The sequence below is a fragment of the Spirosoma pomorum genome (assembly GCF_054776615.1).
The window spans coordinates 96697-122102 of record NZ_BAAHBP010000032.1 but is presented as its reverse complement, the minus strand read 5'-3'; the positions used below and the strand labels follow the sequence as shown (position 1 = coordinate 122102).

The following is a 25406-nucleotide window of genomic DNA, read 5'->3' as shown; positions in this document are numbered from 1 at the left end:
ACTTGCTTAATAGCCAGCCGCCTGGCCATCTTTGCGCATTTCGCTGGCTCCCCAGTACGTTTTCGTTGCGGCATCCCATTGTATGGCCTGATACCCTCCGAAAAAATCTGTGGGAGCCAGCTTGTGGCCCATCTTTTCCAGCCGTGTTCGTACCTCCTTGGCGATTCCGCTTTCCAGCGCCAGCCGCCCCCCATCCAGCATCGTCGTTCCAATCGGTTCACTACTGCCAGAATGGCTAAACCGAGCGGCATCGCCTGCTTCCTGTACGTTCATACCGAAGTCGATGATGTTGCACAAAACCTGCAAGTGCCCCTGTGGCTGCATGGCTCCGCCCATTACCCCAAAGGATAAAAACGGCTGACCACCTTTCAGCACGAACCCAGGAATTATGGTCGTGAATGGGCGCTTACCGGGCGCGTACACGTTGGCGTGATCAGGTTTCAGGTTAAAACTAGTCCCCCGGTTGTGGAGCACGAAGCCCAGTCCGTCCGGGACCATACCACTACCGAACTCAAGCATGTTACTCTGAATGAGCGATACCATATTACCTTCATCATCGGCAGTAGTCAGATAAACCGTATCGCCAGCTCGTAGCGCGGGATCGCCCGCGTCCAGATGATCAGACGCTTTTGCCGGGTCAATCATTTTTCGGCGACTAGCCGCGTAGCTTTTTGTCAACAGCCAATTGATTGAGTCTCTGGCAAACTCCGGATCGGCATAGTAACGAGCCCGATCTTCAAACGCCAGTTTTTTTGCTTCAACCAATACATGGAGGTATTCAGCACTGTTATGCCCCAGCTTCTTCAGGTCGTACCCTTCCAGGATATTAAGCATTTGTAGCACGGCAATTCCCTGCCCATTAGGTGGTAGTTCGAACACGTCATAACCCCGGTAATTGACGGATATGGGTGTTATCCAGGTACTCCGGTGGGCTGCCAGATCATCCTTCCGCAGATACAGCCCAGTCCGGCGGGCGTACCGATCGATGGTCTCGGCAATGCTGCCTTTGTAAAATGCGTCCCGTCCGCCCCTGGCAATTTTCTCGTACGTAGCCGCCAGATCCGGGTTACGAAACAGCTCTCCTTCGACCGGTGCCTTTCCCTGAATCAGGAATGTTTTCTGGAAATTGGCAAACTCGGTGATGTCCGCCTGGCTCTCCGCTAGTCGACGCGCGGCTACCTGCCACGAGTAGGCAATAACCTGCGGGACGGGCGCCCCTTCACGGGCGTAGCGGATGCTAGGCTCCAGTAAGTTTTGCATGGACAGCTTTCCAAAGCGTCCGTGTAATTCAAACCAGCCGTCTACTGCACCGGGCACAGAGACGGACAAAGGCCCGTACAGGGGCAACTGTATTCGATCACCCAGTACGTTCTTAAGCAGGTTATAGGTCAGCCCCTTCGGAGACCGCCCGCTTGCGTTCAGGCCGTACAATTTCCGGTCTTTCGCTGACCAGACGATGGCAAATAAATCCCCACCAATACCGCCGTTATTCGGTTCAACAACGCCAAGGGCTGCGTTGGCCGCAATAGCCGCGTCGACAGCCGTCCCCCCCTGTTTAAGGATGTCCAGCCCAATCTGCGTCGCCAACGGATGACTCGTAGCAACCATGCCGTGGCGTCCCAGTACCGGGCTGCGCGTGGCGAAATTAAGACCGCTTATTCGGTCACCTTTCCCACTGGTTTGACCGTACAGAACGGATGACGTCAGCAGTATCCAGCATCCACAGAGAGCAGTAAGGATGTTACGTATCATAATCAGCGATTGAGTAAACTCTACCCGAACAAAGAATTTTAAACGCCTGATTTAACCAGTGGCTAAGCGCTTTCATGCCGAAAAAAAGCGTACTTTGTAGTCTTATGTCTTTATTTATTACCTCCCTCAATTCGGGTAGTAACGGAAATTGTTACTACGTTGGTAACGAGCAGGAAGCGGTGCTGGTCGATGTAGGTATCTCTCGTCGGCAGGTCGAAACACGAATGCAACGTCTTGGCTTATCCATGCAAACGGTAAAAGCCATTTTTATTTCCCACGAGCATGCCGACCATGTGCGGGGGATTTCTCAACTGGCCACAAAGTACCAGTTACCCGTTTTCGTCACGCGCCGAACCCTACAGCATGTCCGGCTCCCTGAGCAAAAATTCCCGATCCGGGCGTTACGTAACGACGAGCCTACCTGGATTGGCGAACTGTGCATAACGGCTTTCCCCAAATTACATGACGCGAGCGACCCGCATAGTTTCGTGATTACGTATCAGAACACGAACGTAGGCGTCTTTACGGACATTGGCTTCCCCTGTGAGCATCTGATTCGGCATTTCAGTCAGTGCCATGCCGCTTTTCTGGAAGCCAATTATGACGAACAAATGCTGGAAACAAGTCGCTATCCTTCCTTCCTCAAACAACGGATTCGGGGTGGCAAGGGCCATCTGTCCAATCAGCAGGCGCTGGATTTATTCCGAAGCTATAAGCCGTCCTTCATGAGTCATGTTCTCCTGTCGCACCTATCGCATGAGAACAATAATCCGCAACTGGCAGCCGATATGTTCATGCCCCACCGGGACAATACAGACGTAATTATTGCGTCCCGATTTGAAGAGACTCCGGTTTTTACCATCCGGGCTTGATGCGGTGGGCCTTGATCGGTAAACGATTTAATTTTGAAGGGCAGCTCTGTTGGTAGTAGAGCTGCCTTTTTACGTTGATTTGCACCTAAATTACCAGCCAGAATCCAACGACGGGGGTCAGCTACAAAGCAGACGTAGTAAGTCAATCACTATCCTAACAGCAGCCAGTTGCTACTAAACGGTACGGACGAAGCCATCAGAATATATTCTCTTTTCTGGTCATGAAGCGTAGCCCCAACGTTGTGTAAAGAACAATAGCAGCGGTTTCGTAAAAGGCTTCGAAATGTTTACTACGGTATACTCCCGTTCTCATATCCTGCGCCCAATCGATAAGCGCAAAGCAGTAGCCAGTAAAACAGACCAAAGCGCCTGTAATCAACAGAATAACTATGAGGTGGTTTTTCATCGTACTGTTTACTGGATTGATCATCAATTGACGTAACAACTGACCAATAGTGTAATTAACAAGGCCTCCTACAAACTGTTCAGCCTAATCTTCATACATAGGTTTATCGATTCACTGAACAATTTTTAGTCCAATCTAAATTTGGCTTTCACCGCAGGAGCTGTCATCAGTACTCCAGACGCCTTGTCAAAGGTAACCGAGACATAAACAGGCCGCTTCTCGCTGGCCCGTTTATTTGTTCAATTCATTCATGAATTCAATCAACTCGTCCACATCAAGGATCAGATCAACGTCAGCGTGCAGGATGGCCTGCTGGGGCATAAAGCCAATCTGGGCCGTTTCGGGCTTCTGGGCTACAAGCACCCCTCCTTCCTTCTTGATGGCCTTCAGGCCAACCGTTCCATCCGCGTTGGCTCCCGACAGAATGACTCCGACCAGGTTTCGTCCGTATACATCAGCGGCCGATTCGAACGTAACGTCGATTGAGGGACGGCTATAATTCACTTTCTCGGAATCATCCAGCGAGAAAGTACCATCCTGCTCAATTAGTAAATGGTAATCGGCCGGGGCCAGATAGATGATGCCCGGTTCAATCGTGTCCTTATCGTCGACTTCCCTGACGGTAATGTCCGTTTTGACCGCCAGTAGATCAGCCAGGGCTGAATCAGCCGTATTGCGACGATGAACAACAATAACCAGAGCAAAGGATAAAGGCTCCTTCAGTGCAGGCAACAGTCGGAGCAGAACCTCAATGCTGCCTGTTGACCCGCCAATAACAACAGCCCGAATCCGGTTGCTTAGACCAGTTTGCGCCATACTTTTTCAATGTCAATCTGTTTGTAAGTCATCTGTAGCGACGAAAACTTCAGCGTTTCCTTAGCGCCCAGCGCCAGATAGCCTAATGATCCCAGGCTTTCGTCAAACAAACGTAAAACGTGATCCTGTAATGTCTTATCGAAGTAGATCAGCACGTTACGGCACAAAATCAGATCGAACTCGTTGAACGACCGATCCGACACCAGGTTGTGCGTCGAAAATACCATACGTTGCGACAACTCTTCCCGAAACTTAACGTAACCATATTGGGCGGTGTAGTAATCGGAAAAGTCATTACGTCCGCCCGATAGAATGTAGTTCTCTGAGTATAGCTTCATGTGGGCCAGCTGAAAAATACCAAGTCGAGCTTTCTCCAAAACCTCAGTATTCAAATCAGTGGCATACAGTAGCGTTTTTTGCAGTAGATTGGCCTCTTTCAGCAGAATGGCCATCGAATACACCTCTTCGCCGGTTGAGCAGCCCGCGTGCCAGATGCGGATGAATGGCTTAGCAGCCAGCGACGGCAGTATATTCGTCCGCAGCGTTTTGTAAAACAGTGGATCACGGAACATCTCCGTGACGTTTACGGTCAGCTCCTCTACAAACCGTTTCAGGTAGTTGGCATCTGAGCGTACTCGGTAGCGCATTTCGGCAAAACTTGGAAACTTGTCCAGCTGCCAAAGCCGGCTGATTCGGCGTTTCAACGATGCCCGGGTATAATGGGTAAAGTCGTACCCGTATATGTCAAATAAATCGGTTAATAGCAGGTCAATATCCTCCTCGGCAAGCATAATCAACTGGTCAAACTAGGACAGCACCTGCAACAACCTGTCCACGTCAATGGGTTTTGAAATGTAATCGGTAGCACCCGCAGCAAGACACTTCTCCCGGTCGCCAACCATCGCCTGTGCGGTTACGGCAATGATCGGTGTATCCCGTCGATTTTCGAGCGATTTGATGCGAGGAATAGCTTCATAACCGTCCATTTCGGGCATCATCATATCGATCAGAATACTGTCGATTACCTCATTGGTCTGTAGTATATCGAGCGCTTCCTGCGCACTCATACACGATACGCAGTCAAACGATTTCGACCGTAGCGTCGCTTTCAACGCGAAGATATTCTTCGCATCATCATCAATAATCAGGACTTTTTTCTTTGACATGTTGGCGAAAGGCTAGTTTGGGAGCGTAAAAAATGTTGGCTTTCAGCAGGGGTAGATACCTAAGACCGATCGTACAACCAAACGCGAAGCAACGAGATAAGTTGGTCAATATCAACTGGTTTCGTTATATAGTCGGATGCTCCAGCCTGAATACATTTCTCCCGGTCGCCAGTCATCGCCTTCGCCGTCACGGCAATTACTGGTAGGTTCCGCCACTGGTAATTACTCCGAATCTTCGTGGCGGTTTCGTATCCGTCCATTTCGGGCATCATCATATCCAGCAACACCAGATCAATCGCCGGATTCTCTTTCAGCTTCTGCATAGCTTCTTTACCATCCAGCGCGGGTATTACGTTCATGTTATACTGTTCCAGTGCTTTGGACAGCGAGAAGATGTTTCGCACGTCGTCGTCAGCGACAAGTACCGTCTTATTATCGAGCACCTGACTCAGTGCACCCAGCTTCTTCGGTGGGCCAGCTGGTTCCGCAGATTGTTTATTCTCTTCCACTAAGTGTAGAAAAAGCGACACTTCATCGAGCATCCGCTGGTACGAATGAGCGGTCTTAACAATGATCGAATCCGCGTACTTCTTAATCTTTAATTCCTCCGACATCGACAGGCTTCGACCCGTGAAAATGATGATCGGCAGGTTTTCAAGACCAGGGTTCTTTTTGGCTTCCTCCAGCGTTTCGTAGGCTCTGTTATCAGGAATACCCATGTCCAGAATCACGCAGTCTACCTCTTTGTTTTTCAGCGCGACAATACCATCATTGATGTTACTTTTCAGCTCGGAGTTAATGTTGAACGTCTCCAGGAAGTACGCCAGTGCTTTAGCGTGTTTGGGATTATCTTCAATGATGAGCACTTTCTTGGCGTCCCGGTTGAGCACGTACTCGATTTTTTTGAATACTTCGTGCATTTGCTCGAACGCCATCGGCTTGTCGACAAAGTCAATTGCGCCTTTCAGCATACTTTCGTTCTTGACCTTGTGCGACGACATCATGTGCACCGGAATAGGACGCGTTTGCGGATTGGCCTTCAGCGCATCCATCACCTCCCAGCCGCTCATGACAGGCAATTGCAGATCAAGCAAAATGCCCTGTGGTTTGAACGTATTGGCCAGTTGCAGCCCTTCGTCTCCCCGAACCGACACAATGACTTTATACCCTTTCTTGCGGGAATAGTCGAGCAACGATTTGGCGAAGTTTACGTCATCCTCAATGATCAGGATTACCTTATCCTGCTCCGTAACATCATTACGATCGTCCGGGATTGCTTCCGGAATTACGGTACTGATGTACTTGCCCGGAGCGGGCGCTGCTTTTGCCGGTTGCGCTTGCGGCTTCGGCGGCTCGGGGGTAAAGAGGGGTTTTGCCACCGTCGAGACGGGTGCAGATCGGGCACCAACCGGCACGTACACCGTAAACTCACTGCCTTTACCCACTTCGCTGGCCAGCTCGATATCTCCACCCAGCAGTTTGGCCAGTTCTCGACTGATTGAGAGACCCAGACCGGTACCTCCATATTTCCGCCTGGTCGAGCCGTCAGCCTGCTGGAAAGCCTCGAAAACCAGATACTGCTTCTCCGATGCAATCCCGATACCCGTATCTTTAACGGTAAAGCTCAATACACCTGGGCGATTCGCCGGACGTTCGATCCGTAGACTGACGCTTCCATCTGAGGTGAATTTGAGCGCGTTGGAGATCAAATTTTTCAGGACTTGTCCCAACCGCATCTTATCGGTTTCGATGGTTTTCGGTACGTTTTCAGCCATCGAGATTACGAACTCCAGCCCCTTTTCCTTAGCTAGTAGCCCAAACAACGACTGTAATTCATTGGTCATGTCAGTAATCTCGACGGGCAATAGATCCAGTGTCATCTGCCCGGCTTCGATCTTAGACAGATCCAGGATTTCATCGATCAGTCCTAACAACCCTTTGCCGGATGACTGGATAACGTTAGCGTATTCGACCTCTTCCTCGTTTAGATTTTCGTCGGTGTTTTCGGACAGCAGTCGGCTCAGCAGCAGAATGGAATTAAGCGGAGTTCGCAGTTCGTGCGACATGTTGGCCAGGAACTCCGATTTATAGCGGGTTGATAATTCCAGCTCGGTCGCTTTCTGCTGAATTTCGCTGTTACGTTCTTCCAGCAGTACACCGCGTTCCTCCAGTTCGGTATTGGTTTGCTGCAGTTCTTCCTGCTGAACGCGTAATTCCTCCTCCGAAGCTTGCAGCTTCTGGGTCTGCATTTCGAGCTCGGCGTTTAGGTTTTCGAGTTCGTGCTGCTGAGCCTGTAGTTCCTCAGACTGGGCCTGCGTTTCTTCCAGGAAATTCTGCAGTCGGACGTAATCCAGTGCCGCATTCAACCCAATGGCCATCGACTCCTGGTTCCGCTCCAGAAACAGCATTTCCTGGGCGTTTGGCTCTCGCAGTAGTCCCAACTCAACTACGCCCACGCAATCGTCTCCGTATACCATCGGCACAATCACTACCGATTTAGGCCGGACCTCCCCCAGGGCGGACTTGATGTGCTGGTAATCGTCGGGCAGGTTATTTATAACAACTGTTTGCTTTCGTTCAATAGCCTGACCAACCAGTCCTTTACCTGCTACAACGTATTCCGGGGCGTCACTAACCGCGTAGCGCCCCGTCAATCGGTAGTTAGATCCATTATCGACGAGATACATGGCTCCCAGCGGTGCGTTCAGGTAGCCAGCCAGCGTGTCCATCAGGTTGTTCGCCAGTTTTTTCAGATTACGTTGCCCCCGGATAGCATTACCAATATTGACGGCTCCGGTTTGCAGCCAGGTGTACTCGTTCAAATCCTTGAACGTCCGCTCCAGCGCGGCTGTCATAACGTTTAGCGCCCGCCCAATTCGACCTAGTTCATCATCCCGAACGTCTTCGCTACGTATTGTATAGTTACCATCGGCAATGTCCTGGGTTACGTCTTCCAGCACGGCAATGCGCTCGCTAGCCTCCCGATATTGCCGATCCGTTTCCTTCTGGTGCGCAATTCGGTCATCCATATCCTTTTTTATACGGAGGTAGGTGAGCCCCGTTATCAGAATAGAGATGATAGCGACAAGTACCAACAGAAACGGGGTGTAGGTAATGTACGTCTGTTGCTCCGACGTCCGCTCGACTAAGATTTTATGTTCCGCCGTTTTTATCTGATTGATTGCCAGCCGAAGATCATCCATGACCTTCTTGCCTTTCATCATGTCGGCGTTACGAGCCTCGCGATTATCGTTATAACCCGGCGTTCGTTGTGCCAGACTAATGATCTTACGCATCTGATCAAACTTGGCTTCGTACAGCTCCTTGGCGCGATCCAGCGTCTGCTGCTGCGCTGGGCTGCCACTCGTCAGTTCTTTCAGATTTATGTAGTTTCGATTGATCTTCTCGTAAGCTCCGTTGTAAGGTTGTAGAAAGTCGGTATCTAGCGTAACCAGAAACCCGCGCTGGCCCGTTTCAGCATCCTTCATGTTTGAGATGATATTCTCGGCTTCGATCAATACCTGGTTGGTATGGTTAACCAGCTTCGAGTTATCAATCAGCTTCTGAATGCTATAATACGCTGCGGCCAAACTACCGATGAGTAGCAGCGTAGAAAGCGTAAAAACGAGTTGGAGTTGCCGCAGGACGGAATCCGACGAAGAGTATTTAGGCATTAGTTTATACGTAAGGGCGGTGTTCTCAGCTAATTTCTTCGGTAGTGGCGGTTTGCGTTACGGGCAGGACAAGAATAAAACTGGCTCCCTGATCGGGCTGGCTACGAGCCGAGATCAAACCGCGGTGCTTGTCAATATTCTTCTTGGCAATAGCAAGTCCGATCCCCGTTCCTTCATAGGCGACCCGGTTGTGCAGCCGCTGAAATATAATAAAGATGCGACTCAAGAATTTCTCGTCGAAGCCAATCCCATTATCCTGAACGACAATCCGGCAGAATGCGCCCGACGCTGAGGGTTCGCCGTCAATGGCTTTCGTAGCAATCAGTTCGCCACGAATGGAAATAACCGGCGGAACTTCCTCTTTTGCAAACTTCAGTGCATTGCTGAGTAGGTTCTGAAAGACCTGCCGCATGCGCGTAGGAATAACATCAAGTATGGGCAGCCGATCGATCTGAATTATTGCCTGTTTCTGACTGACCAGATCATCGAAGTCCAGCAGAAGTTCTTCGAGCAGTTCGTTCAGGTCTGTCGTTTTGAACGCTTCGGGGGCCGAAAGCTGTGAGTAGGCCAGCAGATCATTGATCAGCGATGACATACGAGCCGACGAACGAATCGAGCGATCCAGGTAGGAAACCGCATCGGGATTGTCACCCACGAATCGTTCCTTGATGGTATCGTTCAGCAATTGAATTTTGCGGAGAGGTTCTTTCAGGTCGTGCGATACAACCCAGGTAAACTGCTGCAACTCATGGTTAGTCAACTCCAGTTCCGTGTTCTTCAGTACCAGCTCACTCGTGCGTAGGTTCACCTGCTCTTCCAGCAGCTCGGCAGCCTGCTTTTGCGCGTGTATATCAGTGAACGTACCAATCCAGCGCGATGGTGCACCTGTTCCCACCGGCGTAATGCGCAATAGATGGTAACGGTAGTCGCTCGTCATCAACTCTTTCAGACGAACTTCACGCGCGAATTCAACGCCGTCAGCGAAGGCTGTCTGCCAGTCGTGATAGGCTTCGTCGTCGGGGTGAGTTACGGGAAATTGGGTAGCATCGGCAGAGTAGCGAAACCAGTGCGAATTGGCATATTCGATGATTCCCGCCGTTGTCATCGTGAAGGCAATCTGGGGCAGCGAGGCCAGTACCATCTGGAGTTCCTGCATCTGCTGGGCCAGGCTCTTCTGCGCTTGCTTACGTACTTCCACTTCTTTTCGCAGCGCGTCCTGCGCCAATCGCAGTTCCTGCTGCTGCATGTAAAGCCGATGCAGCGTTTTGACTTTCAGCGCCAGGATATCCGGATCGACAGGCTTTGTCAGATAATCGACGCCCCCAGAAGTGTATCCTTTTGTGATGAATTTCTTTTCGGTATTAACCGCCGACAGAAAGATAATGGACGTATCACGGGCTTTACCGAAGCCGGCTACGGCCGTAGCCACTTCAAACCCATCCATATCGGGCATCTGCACGTCCAGAATAATGACGGAGTAAGCGTTCTTCAGGACTTTTTTCAGGGCTTCTTCGCCCGATTCGGCGGTATCAACCGAAAACCGATGCAGTTCCAGAATTTTCTTTAAGGGGAGAATATTTTCTGGCCTGTCATCAACGATGAGAATCATGCTTTACTTGTATAATGACGCTGAGGGTGGTTGCGGCAGGGCCGTTGAATCGGTCATCAAACAGGCGGTATGCCGTAACCAATCGGTGAAGATACGGCCATAAACAAAAAAATCGTACGTAGCTCCCCTGATTAGCGGGGTTACTACGTACGATCTTATTGAATAGCCCTACCCGAGTACCAGATCTGGCGGGGCATCGTCTACTTTTCAGCAACCTGACACAGTACGTAATAATTTGCGTCGGGCGTTAGCTTAGTCGCCTGTTTAGTCGTCAGGGTTTTCCACTGCTTTGTGGGCTGAAGCTGCTGATAGGGTCCTGATTCACCCAGACAAACTCGTACGGGCATCGTAAAGTCAGCGATGCAATTGGTCCAGCGGTATTGGATGCCGCCTGCTACGGGCCGGTATTCTAAGACCGGAATCTGGGTGTTACGTAAGTACTGGTCGAAGATTGGTTTCAGGTTTTTTCCCGTCTGCTCGATCATGTACTGTTCGATCTGCTGGGTCGTTACGGTCTGGTGGTAAAAGGTCTTGTTCAGACCACGCAGCACCTGCCGCCACTTGTCGTCATCGCCCACCATCTGCCGGATCATGTGCAGCATATTGCCTCCTTTGTAGTACATATCGCTCGAGCCCGACTGGTTGACATTATACGTACCGATGATTGGTTTATCGTTCCGAACCAGCGCCCGACAGCCGACTACGTACTGCGAGCCGGCTTCTTTGCCGTAGTAGTACTCGGTAAACAGACATTCCGAATAGTTTGTGAAACTCTCGTGAATCCACATGTCAGCAATGTCCTTGTACGTAATGTTGTTGGCGAACCACTCATGACCCGACTCGTGGACGATGATGAAATCCCAGAGCAACCCCCATCCCGTTTGCGACAAGTCTCGGCCCAGGTACCCGTTCCGGAAGCGATTGCCGTAGGTTACCGAACTCTGGTGTTCCATACCCAGATAAGGCGTCTGCACCAGTTTGTAGCCATCTTCGTAGAATGGATACGGCCCAAACCAGTATTCAAACGCCTTCATCATCTTAGGCACTTGCTTGTACTGTTCGCGGGCCTGTTCAACGTCGTCCTTCAGCGCATAATAGTCAATAGCAAGCGGCCCTTTTTCACCCTGGTAGGTCTCCGACCAATGTTCGTATTTGCCAATGTTCATGTTCACCCCGTAGTTATTGATGGGGTTTTGCACGTACCAGTCGAACGTACGGGTATGATCAGCGTTGGTCGTTACCCGGCGAAGTTTGCCGTTTGATACGTCCATCAGGTCTTCCGGCACGGTGACACTGATCGCCATGGAATCCGGCTCGTCGTACATATGGTCCTTGCAGGGCCACCACGCGCTAGCCCCCAGCCCCTGGCAAGCCGTAGCGATGAACCAGTTGCCAGACTTATCCCGCGACCAGACCATGCCGCCATCCCAGGGTGGACGTTTGGCGATGTGAGGTTTACCCGCGTATTCCACCGTAATGGCTTCCGTTTTTCCAACCTGCTGTGGTTTAGTCAACGTAACAAAATAGGCATCGCCGTCCTGACGTACCTGTAACGGCTGGCCATCCTGTTTTATGCTGACCACCTTCAGCGGACGCTGCAAGTCGACCTGCATGGTCTTACCTGGTTTCAACACCCGGTAACGGATTTCGGTCGAGCCGCTCAGCGTACTGTCTGTCGGTTGCACCCGAACCGTCAGGTGATAAAACGACAAATCCCACCAGGCCCGCTCGGGCGTTATGGAGCCCCGCAACGTATCGGCATGGGTAAACTCATACCGTTGCGCCCAGCCTGCCAGCGGCAGCAGACAGGCGAAAATTATCAGCAGTCGGATCATGGTTAGCGAGGGCCAGGAGGGCAGTTTTTCAGCATATAGTTGGTGTACAGCTTGCGCAGGTGCTGCGACGTACCGGGTCCTTCGCTAATCGAATGTGATCGGTTTGGGTACGACATCAGTTGGAATTGCTTATTGTGCTTAATCAGCTCATTGATCAGCACTTCGGCGTTATCGTAGTGCACGTTATCATCGCCCGTACCGTGAATATACAGCAGATTTCCGCGTAAGTTCTTAGCGTAGGTAATTGGTGATCCAGCGACGAAGTCTTCGCGGTTTTCCTGTGGCAGACCCATGTACCGCTCCTGGTAGATGTTATCGTAAAACAGCTGGTTACCCACGGCCGCAATCGAAACGCCGGTTTTGTAAATCTCCGGATACTGGAACAGCAGATGCAAGGTGGTCGATCCTCCCCCGCTCCATCCCCAGACGGCTACGCGACTGGTGTCCATGTAAGCGTGTTGCGAGAATAACTTCTTCGCTCCCAGGGCCTGATCGCGGATGTTGAGTCGACCAATCTGCCGATAAATCGACTTGCGCCAGGCGGCTCCTTTCAGATTAGGCGTACCCCGATTATCTAGCGCTACGTAGATGTATCCCGCTTTAGCCATATCGCCTTCGAACAGTCCGTTACGTCCCAGCCCGTACTGATCGTCAACCGTACTGCTTGCGGGCTCGCCATACACGTGAAAAACAACCGGGTATTTTTTGGTGCTGTCCATATCGACGGGCTTAGCCATCCAGCCGTCCAGCGTCACGCCATCATCAGTCGTTACCTTGAAGAAGCTAACATTCGGGCGGGGCGTCGCTTTCATACGCTTTGCCAGGCTCTCGGCTTCGTTGACAGCTTTGTGCTCGGGCAGGCTGATCCATTCGCGAGCAGTCGGCGTTTCGTAGTTGGTAAACGTATGCGTGGCCAGTTTTCCGTTTGGCGAGAAGGTATAGCCGTGCGTACCTGAGAGTCCTTTGGGCGTTACGCGCTCCGCCTTACCTTTCCCGTCCAGCTTTGTCCGGTACAGGTACCGTTGATTGGTGTTTTCGGGCGATGCGATGAAGTAAATCAGGTTGGCGGGCTCGTCGATGTGGCTGATGGTCTCAATATCGTACGAACCGGGCGTTAACAGAAGTTCTTTCTTACCGTCCACGCCCATCCGGTAAATGTGCCGCCAGCCGTCTTTCTCCGATACCCAGACAAATGATTTACCGCCTTCCAGCCATTCCCAACCGCTCGGATCGTCGTGGTTCCAGCGACTTTTTATGTCAATCCACGCTTTATCGGTTTCGGAATAAATTGGATTAGCAGCCTGCGTAGCCGGATTGCAGACAAACAGTTTGCTTTCGTTCTGTTTGCGGTTGAGCTGCTGCACGATCACTGAGTTGCCGGTTGGAAACCATTCCATCCGGGTCAGGTAGTGCTGTTGCGGATCGCCGGGAATGTTCAGCCAGTTAGTTTTCCCGCCCGTTACGTTCACCACGCCAATTCGCGCGGGTGACGGATCAACCCCTACTTTAGGATACTCGACCGGAATCACGTACGAATAGATTGAATCCGTCGTGTTGAGCATCAAGTAGTCCGGGATTTTGGTCGCGTCGATTTGCCAGTAGGCAATCTGTTTGCTGTCGGGACTCCACCGAAAACCATCCCGGCAACCGAACTCCTCTTCGTACGCCCAGTCGAACGTACCGTTGATCCGTTTGCGGGTTCCGTCCGTCGTCAACTGCGTCGTCTTGCCCGTGGCTACGTCTTCTACGTAAAGGTTGTGCTCGCTCACATAGGCGACGCTACGTCCATCCGGCGAGAGCTTGGCGTACATCAGCGACTGCATCGGCCGACTCGCGCCGGCTCCTGTTCCCAGCTGCCGGTTCTGCCCGGTGGCCCGATCAATCAGGTAATAATCACCCCGGGTATTGTAACGCCAGACCCGGGCGGGGTTTGTAAAGATCAGGAGTTGGCTGCTGTCAGGCGTAAAGGAAAAGTCGACGATAGGCATGCCATTCGTGCCGAAGCGACGTAATTTATCGCTACTTAACAAGGTTGTTTTCTGGCCCGTCCGGATGTTCGTTTTTACCAGGTTCCCCTGCTCAACGGCGGCATAGGCATTACCGTTATCGGTCCAGTGCGTCTGACGGCCGGGAATCTGAGCCTGGGCAGTAAACGATGAAAGACCGAGCAGGGCAATCAGCCGTAGTCGGCGGTTAGTCAAAAAAGACAGATTCACGAAGTAAGCGTGTAAGGATTTGATGAATCACCAAATTTACGCGCTTATTCCGTGAATCTGTCTCTTGAGCGATTACCGAAACTGGTAGTATCTTAACCGTCCCCGGCCAAGCCAGGCCTTTATCCCTAACTTTTTACCGGTTTATGTTCCGTATTTGTAGCAGTCGGCACGGGTAACCGCGAACTCCGGACCAGAAAGAAAATACCTAGTAACACCGCCGGAATGCTCAGAATCTGGCCCATGTTCAGTGCCATCGTGTTTTCAAACGCTTCCTGGTTTTCTTTTAAGTATTCATACAGGAAACGTAATGTAAAGATCCAGATCAGGAAAATACCGAGCAGACTACCGGGGGGCGTTGCCGCTTTCTTCCGGTTCCAAAACCAGATCATAATAAAGAACAGAACTAGACACGACAGCGATTCGTACAGTTGCGCCGGATGACGGGGAATCTTGGCGTATTCGGCATTCCGCAGAAAAACAAACGCCCAGGATACGTCCGTTGGGCGACCGACAATCTCAGAGTTCATCAGGTTACCAAAGCGGATAAAGGCCCCACCCAGCGCTACGGTAATGGCCATACGATCAGTCACCCACAGAAACGTCTGTCCCGTAGCCCGGCTCGACTCCCGGCGGGAATAGAGCCACAAGCCCAATAATATCCCAATGAGCGCACCGTGGCTGGCCAGTCCCGCAAACGGCGGCAGTACCACTTCGAGTGGGTTGTGCAACAAAACCTGTGGTTCGTAGAACAGAAAATGGCCGATCCGTGCGCCCAGGATAGTCGACACCACCATGTAGATCAGCAGTGAGTCGGTGTCAGCGACGGGTTTGTTTTCCTGTTTGAAAATATGCGTCATGATCTGCATACCGATCAGGAAACCCAGCGCGAACAGCAGCCCATACCAGCGAACGGAAAACGCGCCAATGTGAAAAATTTCGGGATCAACGTCCCAAATAACGTATTGCAGCATAAGAAGTAAGATCGACGCCCAATATAAGCGTAAAAGTCGATCGCGGGCAAAGATACAGATTGCGGGAAAGTTTTCCGTCGTTTTGGTGTTGTGGTTCCATGATGAAAACAATCCTGATCGGACTCGTCAAAGTGTATCAGGGGGTGCTGTCGCCGTACCTGCCCAACGCGTGCCGCTACACACCTACCTGTTCGCAATACGCCATTGAGGCCATTCAGAAACATGGGGCGTTGAAAGGCGGCTGGCTCGGTTTGAAACGTATCAGTCGTTGTCATCCCTGGGGTGGCCACGGATATGATCCCGTCCCGTAACTTTGCCCACTTTTTAACCAATTTCAGACATTCTACCCATTCTCCCATGCTTGGCATTACAGCTGATAACAAATTGAAACGATTAATCGTCGTTGGTGATCGTGTTCTGATCAAACCTAAAGATCCAACCGACCGGACAGCCAGTGGTCTTTACCTGCCGCCCACCGTTCAGGAAAAAGAACAGGTGCAGTCGGGTTACGTTGTCAAAGTTGGACCGGGCTATCCGATCCCGGCTCCGGTTGATGATGAACCCTGGAAAGAAACCGAAGAAAAGGTAAAATACATGCCTCTTCAGGCACAGGAGGGCGACGTAGCGCTGTATCTGCAGCGGAATGCTATTGATCTGCAATATGAGGGCGAGCAGTACGTCATTGTGCCGCAGGCATCCATCCTGATGCTCGAACGGTCGGAAGATCTGCTATAACTTATTTCGTTGCCCACCGGTTACCTGTGTAGTCATTACCGACCGGCCAGACGGTCTTTGCTCGAAACACTATGCAACACCGTTGGTTACTATCTCTGACAGTCCTCCTTATCGGACTTACTCTAGTTATGGAAAGCGTAGCGAATCAACAAAAATCGTTGAAAGCCTTACTCGACGAGAAAAAAGACAACCGGCGCGTGTTACTCCTATACGGTCGCGACGATGCCCAGCATTTCCTGATCGAACAACAGGAAGCGCTGAATGAATACCGAAAAGAAATGGACGAGCGCGATCTGGACGTAATCGTCCTCGTAGCCTCGGAGGTCTCCGAACCCGATCGGCAGTTCCTGATGAGCCAGTTCAAACTCGTTCCCTCCAGCGACTTCGTTGGCTGGCTAATCGGTAAAGACGGTGGGGTAAAAGAAACGTATAAGAAACCCGCTGATCCGAAAGACATTTTCGGGCTGATCGACACAATGCCCATGCGAAAGCAGGAGACAAAACATTGACTAAAAAACGGGAGCCAAATGACTCCCGTTTTTTTATTGTCTATCAAAAAGGATAAGCAGAACTACAACTTAACGAAGCCGGCTAGCTGCGTTTCCCTTCACTTCGAGAACACTGTTTGTCCGGGTACGACGGAGCGCATATGTATAACGTAGCGACACTCCGTAACTCATGCCCGTACCAGCGCCGTGCAGAGAAGTTTGCTGAACTGTTCCTTTGCTGGATACGTAACGCACGTCTGTAGTCATCGCATTGCCTAATCCCCAGAGTCGGCGAACCGAAAAACCAAGGTCAACCGCATTACTCAATCTGACGTTATATTCAGCACCCATTTCTGCCAGTGCGGTTATTTGCGGAGCTTCATTTGTCAGGCTACGAAGTGTATCAGGCACTTCCATCTTTCCCCAGTAGCCGTACCGTACCAACGCCAGACGGGCTTCCTGCTGCCCATTCGTAGGAACTAGATGCATCCCGGCGCTCAGCCAAAAGCCGGATCGTAACCATCGCCCACTGGTCGAAGCAATCAATCGTTTTCCCCGTACCATGAACGCATTACCCACGTTGGTGTACCGGAACGAAGTAGGCCGGTAGGCATTGCCAATAGTTATTTGCGTGTGAATGGGCATCCGGGCGTATCCTCCTTCGACAGCCCATCGCTCGCGGAATGACCAGCCAATCATGGCTCCCCAGCCCGCTTTCGTAACTAGTCCGCTTTCTACCAATCCATTTAGGGAATTTTCCAGCCGGGCCCGGTCTGTGCGAATGAATCCGTCAATAGCGAAATACCAACGATCCCGGATAGTAGGACCACCATACCGGGCCAGCAACCGACCCGATGAATTGTTACGTTCCGGCAAGCGGTAGTAATCCATCATTTCCTGCCCACTTGCAGACAAGGTAACGATTAAGAACAAAACGAATAGAACGTAATTTTTCATCATGCGGTACGCGGAATAAATCTCTCTGCAATAACTACACAAATTATTGTTTGTTAGTCATTTAACCCTATAAATTTCATCTTTTACTACACAGAAATCGAGTTACCGGCTTCGTTCATAGCCACAAGCGCATTCTTTTCAATTTTCTGTTCGGTTGTGAGCTTCCTAACAACAAAAAAATCCGGCTTATCAGAAGCCGGATTTTTGAACCAATATTGGAAAGGATCAGCCGTGTTTCATGACGGGTACTGATACGGTCATATTGTCCCAGGCAATCGCCAGGCTATTGTTCGCAGGCGTAATGGTTAATTTCTCGATAGGAGTTTTACTCATCGATACGGGTACTTTCACCGAAGCGACATCGGCCCCTTTTATTTTATCGTAATTAAACGCCCCCCACTCGCCTAATGTGCTATTCAGAATGACGCTCCACTCCTTCTCGCCTGGAATAGTGAACATGGTATAGGTACCTGCTTTTACCATCTTCCCGCCGAACATAACATCGTTTTGAAAGGTGATTTCGGTTGCTTCGTTTGCCCCCGTGCGCCATACGCGACCGAATTTTTCCAGACTGGGCGAACCTTCTGGTCCGAAAACCACCCGGCCTTTTCTGGAAGGTTGCCCGTAAACTACCTTTATATTTTTGTCCGGACTTTCGGCCGTTATTCTGGGGCTCATGGGCTGTTTTCGCGTTTGCGCCACAGAAACGACGCTGACAAATAGCGCCAAAAGAACAAGTAAGTTTTTCATGATGAGATTTGGTTTGATTCGTATAATAGGTATATACGCTGCCAAATAAACGATAGTTTTCAAAGAAAAGATCAAACAACCAATACATACCTACTTACCAGGCCGGCTAGCACGTTACTAATCCTAGTGCGATGATTTTTAGTGTTTTTGTCATCTGTCTCGTACAAAAGCCCTTGGAAATCGTACCTTTGCGCCTTCAATCACCCGCGTCTGATAATGCCGCTGATTGCTCCTTCTAGTTATCATCCTCCGACCCGTTTGTGGAACGGTCACTTACAAACCATCATTCCTTCGCTGTTTCGCAAGGTCGTGGTCAGCTATGTGCGCGAGCGAATCAGTACACCGGATGATGATTTTCTGGATCTGGACTGGGCATACCCCGCTAACCAACAGCCAACAGCCAACTCCCGCCTTGTCATTTTGTCGCACGGTCTGGAAGGTAATTCCAATAGTCAGTATCTGGCTGGCATGGTCCGGCATCTGACCCAGCACGGGTTTACCTGTCTGGCCTGGCATTACCGGTCCTGTAGTGGCGAGCTGAATCGCCAGCAGCGTTTTTACCATATCGGCGAAACGGGCGACCTGCACCTGGTAGTTCAGAACGTTCTTGCCAGAGGTTATCAGGCGCTCTACCTGATGGGCTTCAGCGCGGGTGGCAACGTAACGCTTAAGTACCTGGGAGAGCAGAGTACTAGTATCAATCCGGCTATAAAGAGAGCGGCCGTTTTTTCGGTACCGCTTGACCTACTTGGTTCGGCCCGGCGACTGGAACAGTGGGACAGCCTGATTTACAATTATCGTTTTAATCGGGCGTTGAAACGGAAAGTACTGCAGAAAGCCGAGCGTATGCCCGACGCCTTTCCAAACCTGGCCGTTAAGCAGGCACGCACCATCCGGGAGTTTGACAATTTATTTACGGCTCCCCAGTTCGGTTTTCGCGACGTAACGGACTATTACACGAAAAGCAGTTCACTACAGTTTTTACGAACGATTGCTATCCCGACTTTAGTTGTTAACGCCAAGAACGATCCGTTTCTATCGCCGGAATGCTTTCCGGAATCACTAGCGCGGGAACTGGCTAACGTCTGGATGGAGTTTCCTGAACAGGGTGGGCACTGTGGTTTCCCAACGTTGACCAACGGCCTTACTGGTACGTTCTGGTCAGAGCAACGAGCGCGGGCTTTTTTACAAACCGAAAATTGATGAGTACTATGCTAAGTCAAACAGCTACAATACAGCAGTTTTTCGGTTCGCAACCTGTTAGCCGGGCATTCCTTTTTGGCTCCCGTGCAAGGGGGGAATCAACGGATCAGAGCGATGTGGATATCTTGGTAGAGCTTGATTCGAACGTGTCTCTTTTTGATTTTGCCCGAATGCAGTACGAATTACAGCGCTTAATAGAAGTACCTGTCGATCTTGTTTCAGCAAATGGCCTGTCAACGCGCATAAAGGCATTCGTCGATCAGGAGAAGATACTGATTTATGAAAAGTCGAATTAGCGAACAGATTCGTGTACAGCATATGCTCGACGCGGTCAGGCAAATTCAGGACTTTACGGCGGGGACAACGTACGATGAGTATCAACAGGATCTAAAACTCCGTCTTGCTTTAACACGACTTATTGAGATTATAGGCGAAGCATCAAACCATATCTCTAGTGAAACTAAATCGTTGTTTACAGATATAGAATGGAATGTTCTATATGGTATTCGCAACGTATTGGCTCACGAATATTTTGGTATTGACTACGACATAATCTGGGTTACGATACAAAAGGATATACCTACACTTCGCTTCCGACTAGAAAACATGATTCTTCATTTGAATCCGCCGGAATAGTATCATTTTTTTATTCGTTATGCTCACCAAAACACCTGAACAGACGTATTTCGTCATCGATTTCGACAGTACGTTTACCAAAGTTGAAGCCCTTGATGTGCTGGGGGAAATATCCCTCGCGGGCAGTCCAGACCGGAACAACGCGCTGATCCAAATTAAGACCATTACCGACCGGGGCATGTCGGGCGAACTGTCGTTTACCGAATCACTCGAATTACGTCTGGGTATCCTCAAAGCCCATCGCGATCAGTTGCCTGCATTAATCGAGACCCTGATGGGTCAGATTTCGGATTCATTTCAGCGGAACAAGCAGTTTCTGACCGAAAACGCGGATCATATTTATATTATCTCCAACGGCTTCAAGGACTTCATCGTCCCGATCGTTACGTCGTTGGGCATCCGGGCGGAGAACGTGTTTGCCAATGATTTCGTCTTTGACGAAAACGGATACGTAGTCGGATTTAACCGGGAGAATCCGTTATCGGCAAACGGCGGTAAATCGCAGGTTATTCGTAACCTGAATCTGGACGGGGAGGTGTACGTACTCGGCGATGGATACACCGACTACGAAATCAGGGCCTCGGGCTTAGCCAGCCGGTTCTACGCTTTTACCGAGAATGTATTACGGCCGAATGTTGTCGAGAAAGCCGATTTCATTGCTCCCTCGCTTGACGAGTTTCTTTACCACAATAACCTTAGCCGCAGCCAGTCGTATCCCAAAAGCCGGATCAAAGTCCTATTGCTGGAAAACGTTCACCCCGTAGCGGTGCAGTTGTTCGAACAGGAAGGCTTTAACGTCGAGATTCGTAAAGGAGCCCTGGACGAAGACGAACTGATCGAAGCCATTCGCGATGTATCGATTCTAGGCATCCGGTCGAAAACGAACGTAACGGCCCGGGTGCTGGAACACGCCAACAAACTGATGTCGGTTGGTGCTTTCTGTATCGGTACCAATCAGATCGATCTAAATGCTTGTACGGAGAAAGGTATTGCCGTTTTCAACGCCCCCTACAGCAACACCCGTTCGGTAGTTGAACTGGCTATCGGTGAGATTATCATGCTTGTTCGGGGCATTGTTCCCAAAAGCAACGCTATGCACCGGGGCGACTGGGACAAATCGGCAAAAAATAGCTACGAGGTACGGGGTAAAAAACTGGGGCTAGTTGGCTACGGTAATATCGGTACGCAGCTGTCGGTTGTCGCCGAAGCCCTGGGGATGGAGGTGTACTTCTATGACATTGTCGACAAACTCGCGCTGGGCAACGCCCGCAAATGCAAGACACTCGACGAACTATTGACGGTAGCTGACTTCATTAGTCTGCACACCGATGGTCGGCCGGAGAACAAAAACCTGATCAGTTACCGGGAGTTTGGCCTGATGAAAAACGGGGTTATTTTCCTGAACTTGTCACGTGGTCATATTGTCGACATTGCGGCTTTGGTCGATGCTATTGAACGGGGTAAGGTAATCGGCGCGGGCGTGGACGTATTCCCGCAGGAGCCTAAAACGAACAACGAAGAGTTTGTTAATGCCCTACGAAATTTACCGAACGTCATTCTGACCCCGCACATTGGTGGCAGCACGGAAGAAGCACAAGCCAATATTGGCAACTTCGTACCGAGCAAGCTACTCGAATACACCAATAACGGCAGTACGTACGGAAGTGTTAACTTCCCGGAACTACAACTGCCACTGCTAAAAGACTCGCACCGGCTACTACACATTCACGCGAACGTACCGGGTATTTTGGCTAAAATGAATCAGATCTTCGCCAACTACCACATCAACATCCACGGCCAGTATCTCAAAACCAACGAGAAAATTGGTTACGTGATCACCGACGTGGCGAAAGAATACGCTGATGAGGTGGTTAAAGAACTGAAAGAACTCGATAACACGATCAAGTTTAGACTATTATATTAAAGAGTGAAAGGGCTAAAGAGTGAGAGAGCGAATTGCTACCCCACTCTTTCGCCCTTTCACTCTTTCGCTCTTTAAAAAATGAAAAACCTCTACTTCACGCCCGGACCGGCGGAGTTGTATCCGACGTTTTATCAGCACCTCCAGACGGCTATGGATGAGCAGCTGGGCTCGATTTCTCACCGTAGTCAGCGTTTTCGGGATATATACAAATTCACGGATGAGCAGTTGCGTATTCTGTTGACTATTCCTCAGAGTCATGGCATTTTCTTTACAGGTTCGGCTTCGGAAGTATGGGAACGGATGCTGTTTAATTGCGTCGAGCACGAAAGCTTTCACCTCGTCAATGGCTCCTTCTCCCGTAAATTTTACGATTACGCCAACAGCCTGCACAAGTTTGCGCACATCATCGAGAAGCCTTTCGGCGAGGGTTTTGATGCCACTGACGTTGAGATTCCCGAGTATGCCGAAGTTGTTTGCCTGACCCACAACGAAACGTCGTCGGGTGTACAGATGCGAACTACGGACATGCACAAGCTGAAGCGCAAATACCCGAAAAAGCTGTTCTGCGTAGATACAGTTTCGTCAGCCCCCTACCCTGATCTGGATTTTGGGTTGATTGACTCTGCATTTTTCTCCGTCCAGAAGGCGTTTGGTATGCCCGCTGGGCTAGGTGTCTGGATTGCCAATAACAGCTGTCTGGAAAAAGCGGAGCGACTGCAACGCTATGAGTCGATGACGATTGGTGCCCATCATACGTTGCCGACGCTTTGGAAGCATTATAAGACGTTCGAAACACCTGCCACCCCTAACGTTCTCTATATTTACATCCTGGGTAAAATCGCCGAAGATTTTAACCGAGTTGGTATTGAAAACATCCGAAAACAGACGGAAGAGAAAGCCAAAATGCTTTATAAATTCCTGGACGATTCGGAGATGTATTCACCCTTTGTGAAAGAGGAGCGGCATCGTTCACAGACGGTTATAGTAGCGAATACCAAAGGTCCTTCAGCGGGTATTATCGCAACCGTCAAGAAGGCAGGCATGATAGTAGGTAGTGGTTACGGCAACCTGAAAGAGTCCCAGATTCGGATTGCTAATTTCCCGGCTGTTTCTACCGACCAGGTCGCTAGCCTCATCCAAGAGCTAAAAAAATAGTATTACCTTTTGTCTATTTCCGGGCTGCAAGATCAATTTAACGGATCTGGCGCCCCTTTTTTTGTATTCTTTTCAGGAGACCCATCTTCGCTCACAAACCTTATCAGACGTTTGTGGTTAATAGTTCGATGTTTATTTCACGTACAACTATCAACTCAGCGACTATGAAAAATTTACTTACTACAATGGGCTTACTGACTTGTCTGTCAGTAACTAGCTTCGCACAGGACGGTGCTGACTCAACCGGACGGCGGTCATCCCGCAACGAAAATACCCGCCAGGAAGCGCGCGAAAAAGCGGTCCAGGTCGAAGAAAAACTGAATTCTGAAATCGAGAAGTCCCGTACCTACATGCAGGAAAACCAGCTAAGCTGGTTTCAGCCGAACAATCTTTTCGTCGGTGGAGGCCTTGGCTTAGGTGCTACCAGTGGGAAAGTATATACTGATATAAACCTGCGCGCGGGCTATTTCTTTCAACCCGGCTTTGCCGCCGGACTTCGGTATGACTTTGACCGCTTAGTCGGTAACTCGTACCGGGCGCAGCAGGCGGGTATTTTCGCTCGGTACTATCCCTTCCGGACGCGGGTTAGCAGTTTCGTCGGTGCGAGCATCAACAGCGGTCGTGAATTTTCCCGGACAATTTCAACAGATACGAAAGCTAAATACACCAGCGTGGGTTTAGAGCTCGGTGTTATGTTCTGGATTCTGCATCGCCTGGGTGCCGAGGTGAGCTACGAAGGGAATTTCTACAACAAATTTGACCCTTCGTTAGGACGCGGTAAGGGTGATCGAATAAAGTTCGGTGTTAACTATTACTTCGGACGCGTAGGAAAACGCGGTGTTGAGCTTGCCAAATAACAGTACGTATCTCCTTTTTCGAGGCCGGTTATTCACTAAGAATGACCGGCTTTTTTTGTTGAATTCCATTGAGTTAAGGCAAGCCAACAAAAATTCACAAAATACTGACTATCAAGCATTTACAACTCTAAATAAATACACTTTATGGGACTTATCCAGACGGATCCTGTGTTGTTAATACGTACTCTTTTCCACTAGTTTTTACGCTCGTTATGCTAACTGAATCAACTGCTCAACCCCTTGTCAAATCTCCTCGTCTCTGGATGCCCAAGCGTGTTGTGTTCACTCCAGATGCACTGGAGGAGCCTTTTGGTCAGGCCATATACGAGCGTATTTCAGCACTTAACTTACCCATCGAGGTGGCTAAGAACAATCGGATCACAGGGCTACGCGGGGCTGATGAGCGCGAAACGTATCGAATCGCGAAAAACACCTTGGCTATTGTCAACGCCCCTCCCAGCGCTTTCCGTTTGCAACCAATTCCGCCTTCTGCCGATTGGCAAATGAATCTGGCAGAAGGATGCCCAGCCCATTGTCAGTATTGTTACCTGGCGGGTAGTCTGGCTGGGCCTCCGGTTGTACGCGCTTACGCCAATCTGCCTAAAATGCTAACAAATACGGCCAACTACGAAGGGACGTACCCACCCAATAAAAGCTGGCAGGGGACCGACGCCGACCGTCCAACGACATTTGAAGTAAGCTGCTATACCGACGTATTAGGTATTGAACATTTGACAGGTAGCCTGGCTGAATGTATTCGCTATTATGGCACGCGAGACACCAGTCAGCGTGGGCATGGCCAATTACGATTTGTAACGAAGTACGATCAGGTAGACAGTTTGCTGGACTTGCCCCATAACGGTCAAACCCGCGCCCGCTTTAGCCTGAACACCGATCAGGTTGCCCGACGGCTGGAAGGTGGTACGGCTTCTGTCGAAGCCCGGTTGCTGGCGCTCCGGAAGCTGGCATTGCCTAAAGAGGCAGGTGGAGGAGGTTATCCCATTGGCTTGGTCATTGCGCCTATTATGCCAATCCCTGACTGGCGAGCGCATTATACGGCACTCCTCGACCGGATTGCTGAGGTGCTGGATTTTGGGCCGATCGATATGAACGTTGAATTTATTAGTCATCGCTTTACGCCTGGCTCAAAAGACGTTTTGTTACAATGGTACCCAAATACTTCGCTCGATATGGAAGAGGCAACCCGGGCAGAGAAGCGGAACAAGTTCGGTGGTACCAAATACGTATATCGCCCCGAAGAGATGAAAGAAATGAAAGCGTTCTTTTATGCAGAGTGGGCTAAGCGCTTTCCCAATGCGCCTATTCTGTATTGGACGTAGTGTATGCATGTTACCCTCACGGTCGGCATCGGCCGTGAGGTCTC

The 25406-nt window shown here is 50.3% G+C and carries 22 protein-coding genes; 11 read left to right on the top strand and 11 right to left on the bottom strand.

Features of this window, described 5'->3' with window-relative positions:
* Positions 1 to 6: 6 nt before the first annotated feature.
* Positions 7 to 1752, bottom strand: coding sequence for a gamma-glutamyltransferase (gene ggt, locus ACYVAD_RS20365; protein ID WP_461141374.1), 1746 nt, complete (start codon positions 1750 to 1752; stop codon positions 7 to 9).
* A gap of 104 nt (positions 1753 to 1856) precedes the next feature.
* Here ggt and ACYVAD_RS20360 point away from each other — a divergent pair, with 104 nt between their 5' ends.
* On the top strand, positions 1857 to 2624 hold the full coding sequence (locus tag ACYVAD_RS20360) for an MBL fold metallo-hydrolase (RefSeq protein ID WP_461141373.1): 768 nt from the start codon (positions 1857 to 1859) through the stop codon (positions 2622 to 2624).
* Positions 2625 to 3261: 637 nt separating this feature from the next.
* Here ACYVAD_RS20360 and ACYVAD_RS20355 read toward each other — a convergent pair.
* The 8 genes from ACYVAD_RS20355 to lgt all read right to left on the bottom strand — a co-directional run bounded on the left by ACYVAD_RS20355 (position 3262) and on the right by lgt (position 15317).
* Positions 3262 to 3846 carry a chemotaxis protein CheB gene (locus ACYVAD_RS20355; protein WP_461141372.1) on the bottom strand — a complete coding sequence of 195 codons (585 nt, stop codon included), beginning with the start codon at positions 3844 to 3846 and terminating at the stop codon, positions 3262 to 3264.
* Positions 3828 to 4637: a CheR family methyltransferase gene (locus tag ACYVAD_RS20350; RefSeq protein ID WP_461141371.1), complete on the bottom strand. Its 810-nt coding sequence runs from the start codon at positions 4635 to 4637 to the stop codon at positions 3828 to 3830. The genes ACYVAD_RS20355 and ACYVAD_RS20350 overlap by 19 nt, the downstream gene beginning before the upstream one ends.
* A gap of 15 nt (positions 4638 to 4652) precedes the next feature.
* Complete coding sequence (locus tag ACYVAD_RS20345) at positions 4653 to 5012, bottom strand: response regulator (protein WP_461141370.1); 360 nt, start codon at positions 5010 to 5012, stop codon at positions 4653 to 4655.
* Between the two features lie 59 nt (positions 5013 to 5071).
* Entirely contained in the window at positions 5072 to 8686 is a 3615-nt protein-coding gene (locus tag ACYVAD_RS20340; protein WP_461141369.1) for a response regulator, read from the bottom strand.
* 25 nt (positions 8687 to 8711) lie between these two features.
* Positions 8712 to 10295: a hybrid sensor histidine kinase/response regulator gene (locus tag ACYVAD_RS20335; protein WP_461141368.1), complete on the bottom strand. Its 1584-nt coding sequence runs from the start codon at positions 10293 to 10295 to the stop codon at positions 8712 to 8714.
* A 200-nt stretch (positions 10296 to 10495) separates the two neighbouring features.
* Complete coding sequence (locus ACYVAD_RS20330) at positions 10496 to 12130, bottom strand: M1 family metallopeptidase (RefSeq protein WP_461141367.1); 1635 nt, start codon at positions 12128 to 12130, stop codon at positions 10496 to 10498.
* 2 nt (positions 12131 to 12132) lie between these two features.
* Entirely contained in the window at positions 12133 to 14265 is a 2133-nt protein-coding gene (locus tag ACYVAD_RS20325) for a S9 family peptidase (protein WP_461141391.1), read from the bottom strand.
* Positions 14266 to 14471: 206 nt separating this feature from the next.
* On the bottom strand, positions 14472 to 15317 hold the full coding sequence (gene lgt, locus ACYVAD_RS20320; protein ID WP_461141366.1) for a prolipoprotein diacylglyceryl transferase: 846 nt from the start codon (positions 15315 to 15317) through the stop codon (positions 14472 to 14474).
* A gap of 101 nt (positions 15318 to 15418) precedes the next feature.
* On the opposite strand from lgt, the gene yidD reads away from it, so the two are divergent.
* The 3 genes from yidD to ACYVAD_RS20305 all read left to right on the top strand — a co-directional run bounded on the left by yidD (position 15419) and on the right by ACYVAD_RS20305 (position 16561).
* Positions 15419 to 15628: a membrane protein insertion efficiency factor YidD gene (gene yidD / locus ACYVAD_RS20315; protein ID WP_461141390.1), complete on the top strand. Its 210-nt coding sequence runs from the start codon at positions 15419 to 15421 to the stop codon at positions 15626 to 15628.
* 46 nt (positions 15629 to 15674) lie between these two features.
* Positions 15675 to 16052, top strand: coding sequence for a co-chaperone GroES (locus ACYVAD_RS20310; RefSeq protein ID WP_461141365.1), 378 nt, complete (start codon positions 15675 to 15677; stop codon positions 16050 to 16052).
* A 128-nt stretch (positions 16053 to 16180) separates the two neighbouring features.
* A complete protein-coding gene (locus ACYVAD_RS20305) occupies positions 16181 to 16561 on the top strand; it encodes a DUF4174 domain-containing protein (protein ID WP_461141364.1) in 381 nt (126 codons plus the stop codon).
* Between the two features lie 69 nt (positions 16562 to 16630).
* On the opposite strand, the gene ACYVAD_RS20300 is transcribed toward ACYVAD_RS20305, so the two are convergent.
* Together ACYVAD_RS20300 and ACYVAD_RS20295 are read right to left on the bottom strand one after the other, a co-directional pair.
* Positions 16631 to 17500, bottom strand: a complete 870-nt coding sequence (locus ACYVAD_RS20300) for a hypothetical protein (protein WP_461141363.1) — start codon at positions 17498 to 17500, stop codon at positions 16631 to 16633.
* A 222-nt stretch (positions 17501 to 17722) separates the two neighbouring features.
* A complete protein-coding gene (locus tag ACYVAD_RS20295; RefSeq protein ID WP_461141362.1) occupies positions 17723 to 18247 on the bottom strand; it encodes a DUF2911 domain-containing protein in 525 nt (174 codons plus the stop codon).
* Between the two features lie 216 nt (positions 18248 to 18463).
* On the opposite strand from ACYVAD_RS20295, the gene ACYVAD_RS20290 reads away from it, so the two are divergent.
* The 7 genes from ACYVAD_RS20290 to ACYVAD_RS20260 all read left to right on the top strand — a co-directional run bounded on the left by ACYVAD_RS20290 (position 18464) and on the right by ACYVAD_RS20260 (position 25362).
* The gene (locus tag ACYVAD_RS20290; RefSeq protein WP_461141361.1) at positions 18464 to 19450 is read left to right on the top strand and encodes a YheT family hydrolase; all 987 of its coding nucleotides are present in this window, start codon (positions 18464 to 18466) and stop codon (positions 19448 to 19450) included.
* Positions 19450 to 19746, top strand: a complete 297-nt coding sequence (locus tag ACYVAD_RS20285; protein ID WP_461141360.1) for a nucleotidyltransferase family protein — start codon at positions 19450 to 19452, stop codon at positions 19744 to 19746. Before ACYVAD_RS20290 ends, ACYVAD_RS20285 begins: the two co-directional genes overlap by 1 nt.
* Positions 19730 to 20086 carry a HepT-like ribonuclease domain-containing protein gene (locus tag ACYVAD_RS20280; protein ID WP_461141359.1) on the top strand — a complete coding sequence of 119 codons (357 nt, stop codon included), beginning with the start codon at positions 19730 to 19732 and terminating at the stop codon, positions 20084 to 20086. Before ACYVAD_RS20285 ends, ACYVAD_RS20280 begins: the two co-directional genes overlap by 17 nt.
* Positions 20087 to 20105: 19 nt before the next feature.
* The gene (gene serA / locus ACYVAD_RS20275; protein WP_461141358.1) at positions 20106 to 22010 is read left to right on the top strand and encodes a phosphoglycerate dehydrogenase; all 1905 of its coding nucleotides are present in this window, start codon (positions 20106 to 20108) and stop codon (positions 22008 to 22010) included.
* A 78-nt stretch (positions 22011 to 22088) separates the two neighbouring features.
* Positions 22089 to 23165, top strand: coding sequence for an aminotransferase class V-fold PLP-dependent enzyme (locus ACYVAD_RS20270; protein ID WP_461141357.1), 1077 nt, complete (start codon positions 22089 to 22091; stop codon positions 23163 to 23165).
* A gap of 164 nt (positions 23166 to 23329) precedes the next feature.
* Positions 23330 to 24022: a hypothetical protein gene (locus ACYVAD_RS20265; RefSeq protein ID WP_461141356.1), complete on the top strand. Its 693-nt coding sequence runs from the start codon at positions 23330 to 23332 to the stop codon at positions 24020 to 24022.
* Positions 24023 to 24234: 212 nt separating this feature from the next.
* Positions 24235 to 25362: a spore photoproduct lyase family protein gene (locus ACYVAD_RS20260; RefSeq protein WP_461141355.1), complete on the top strand. Its 1128-nt coding sequence runs from the start codon at positions 24235 to 24237 to the stop codon at positions 25360 to 25362.
* The last annotated feature ends 44 nt before the right edge of the window (positions 25363 to 25406 follow it).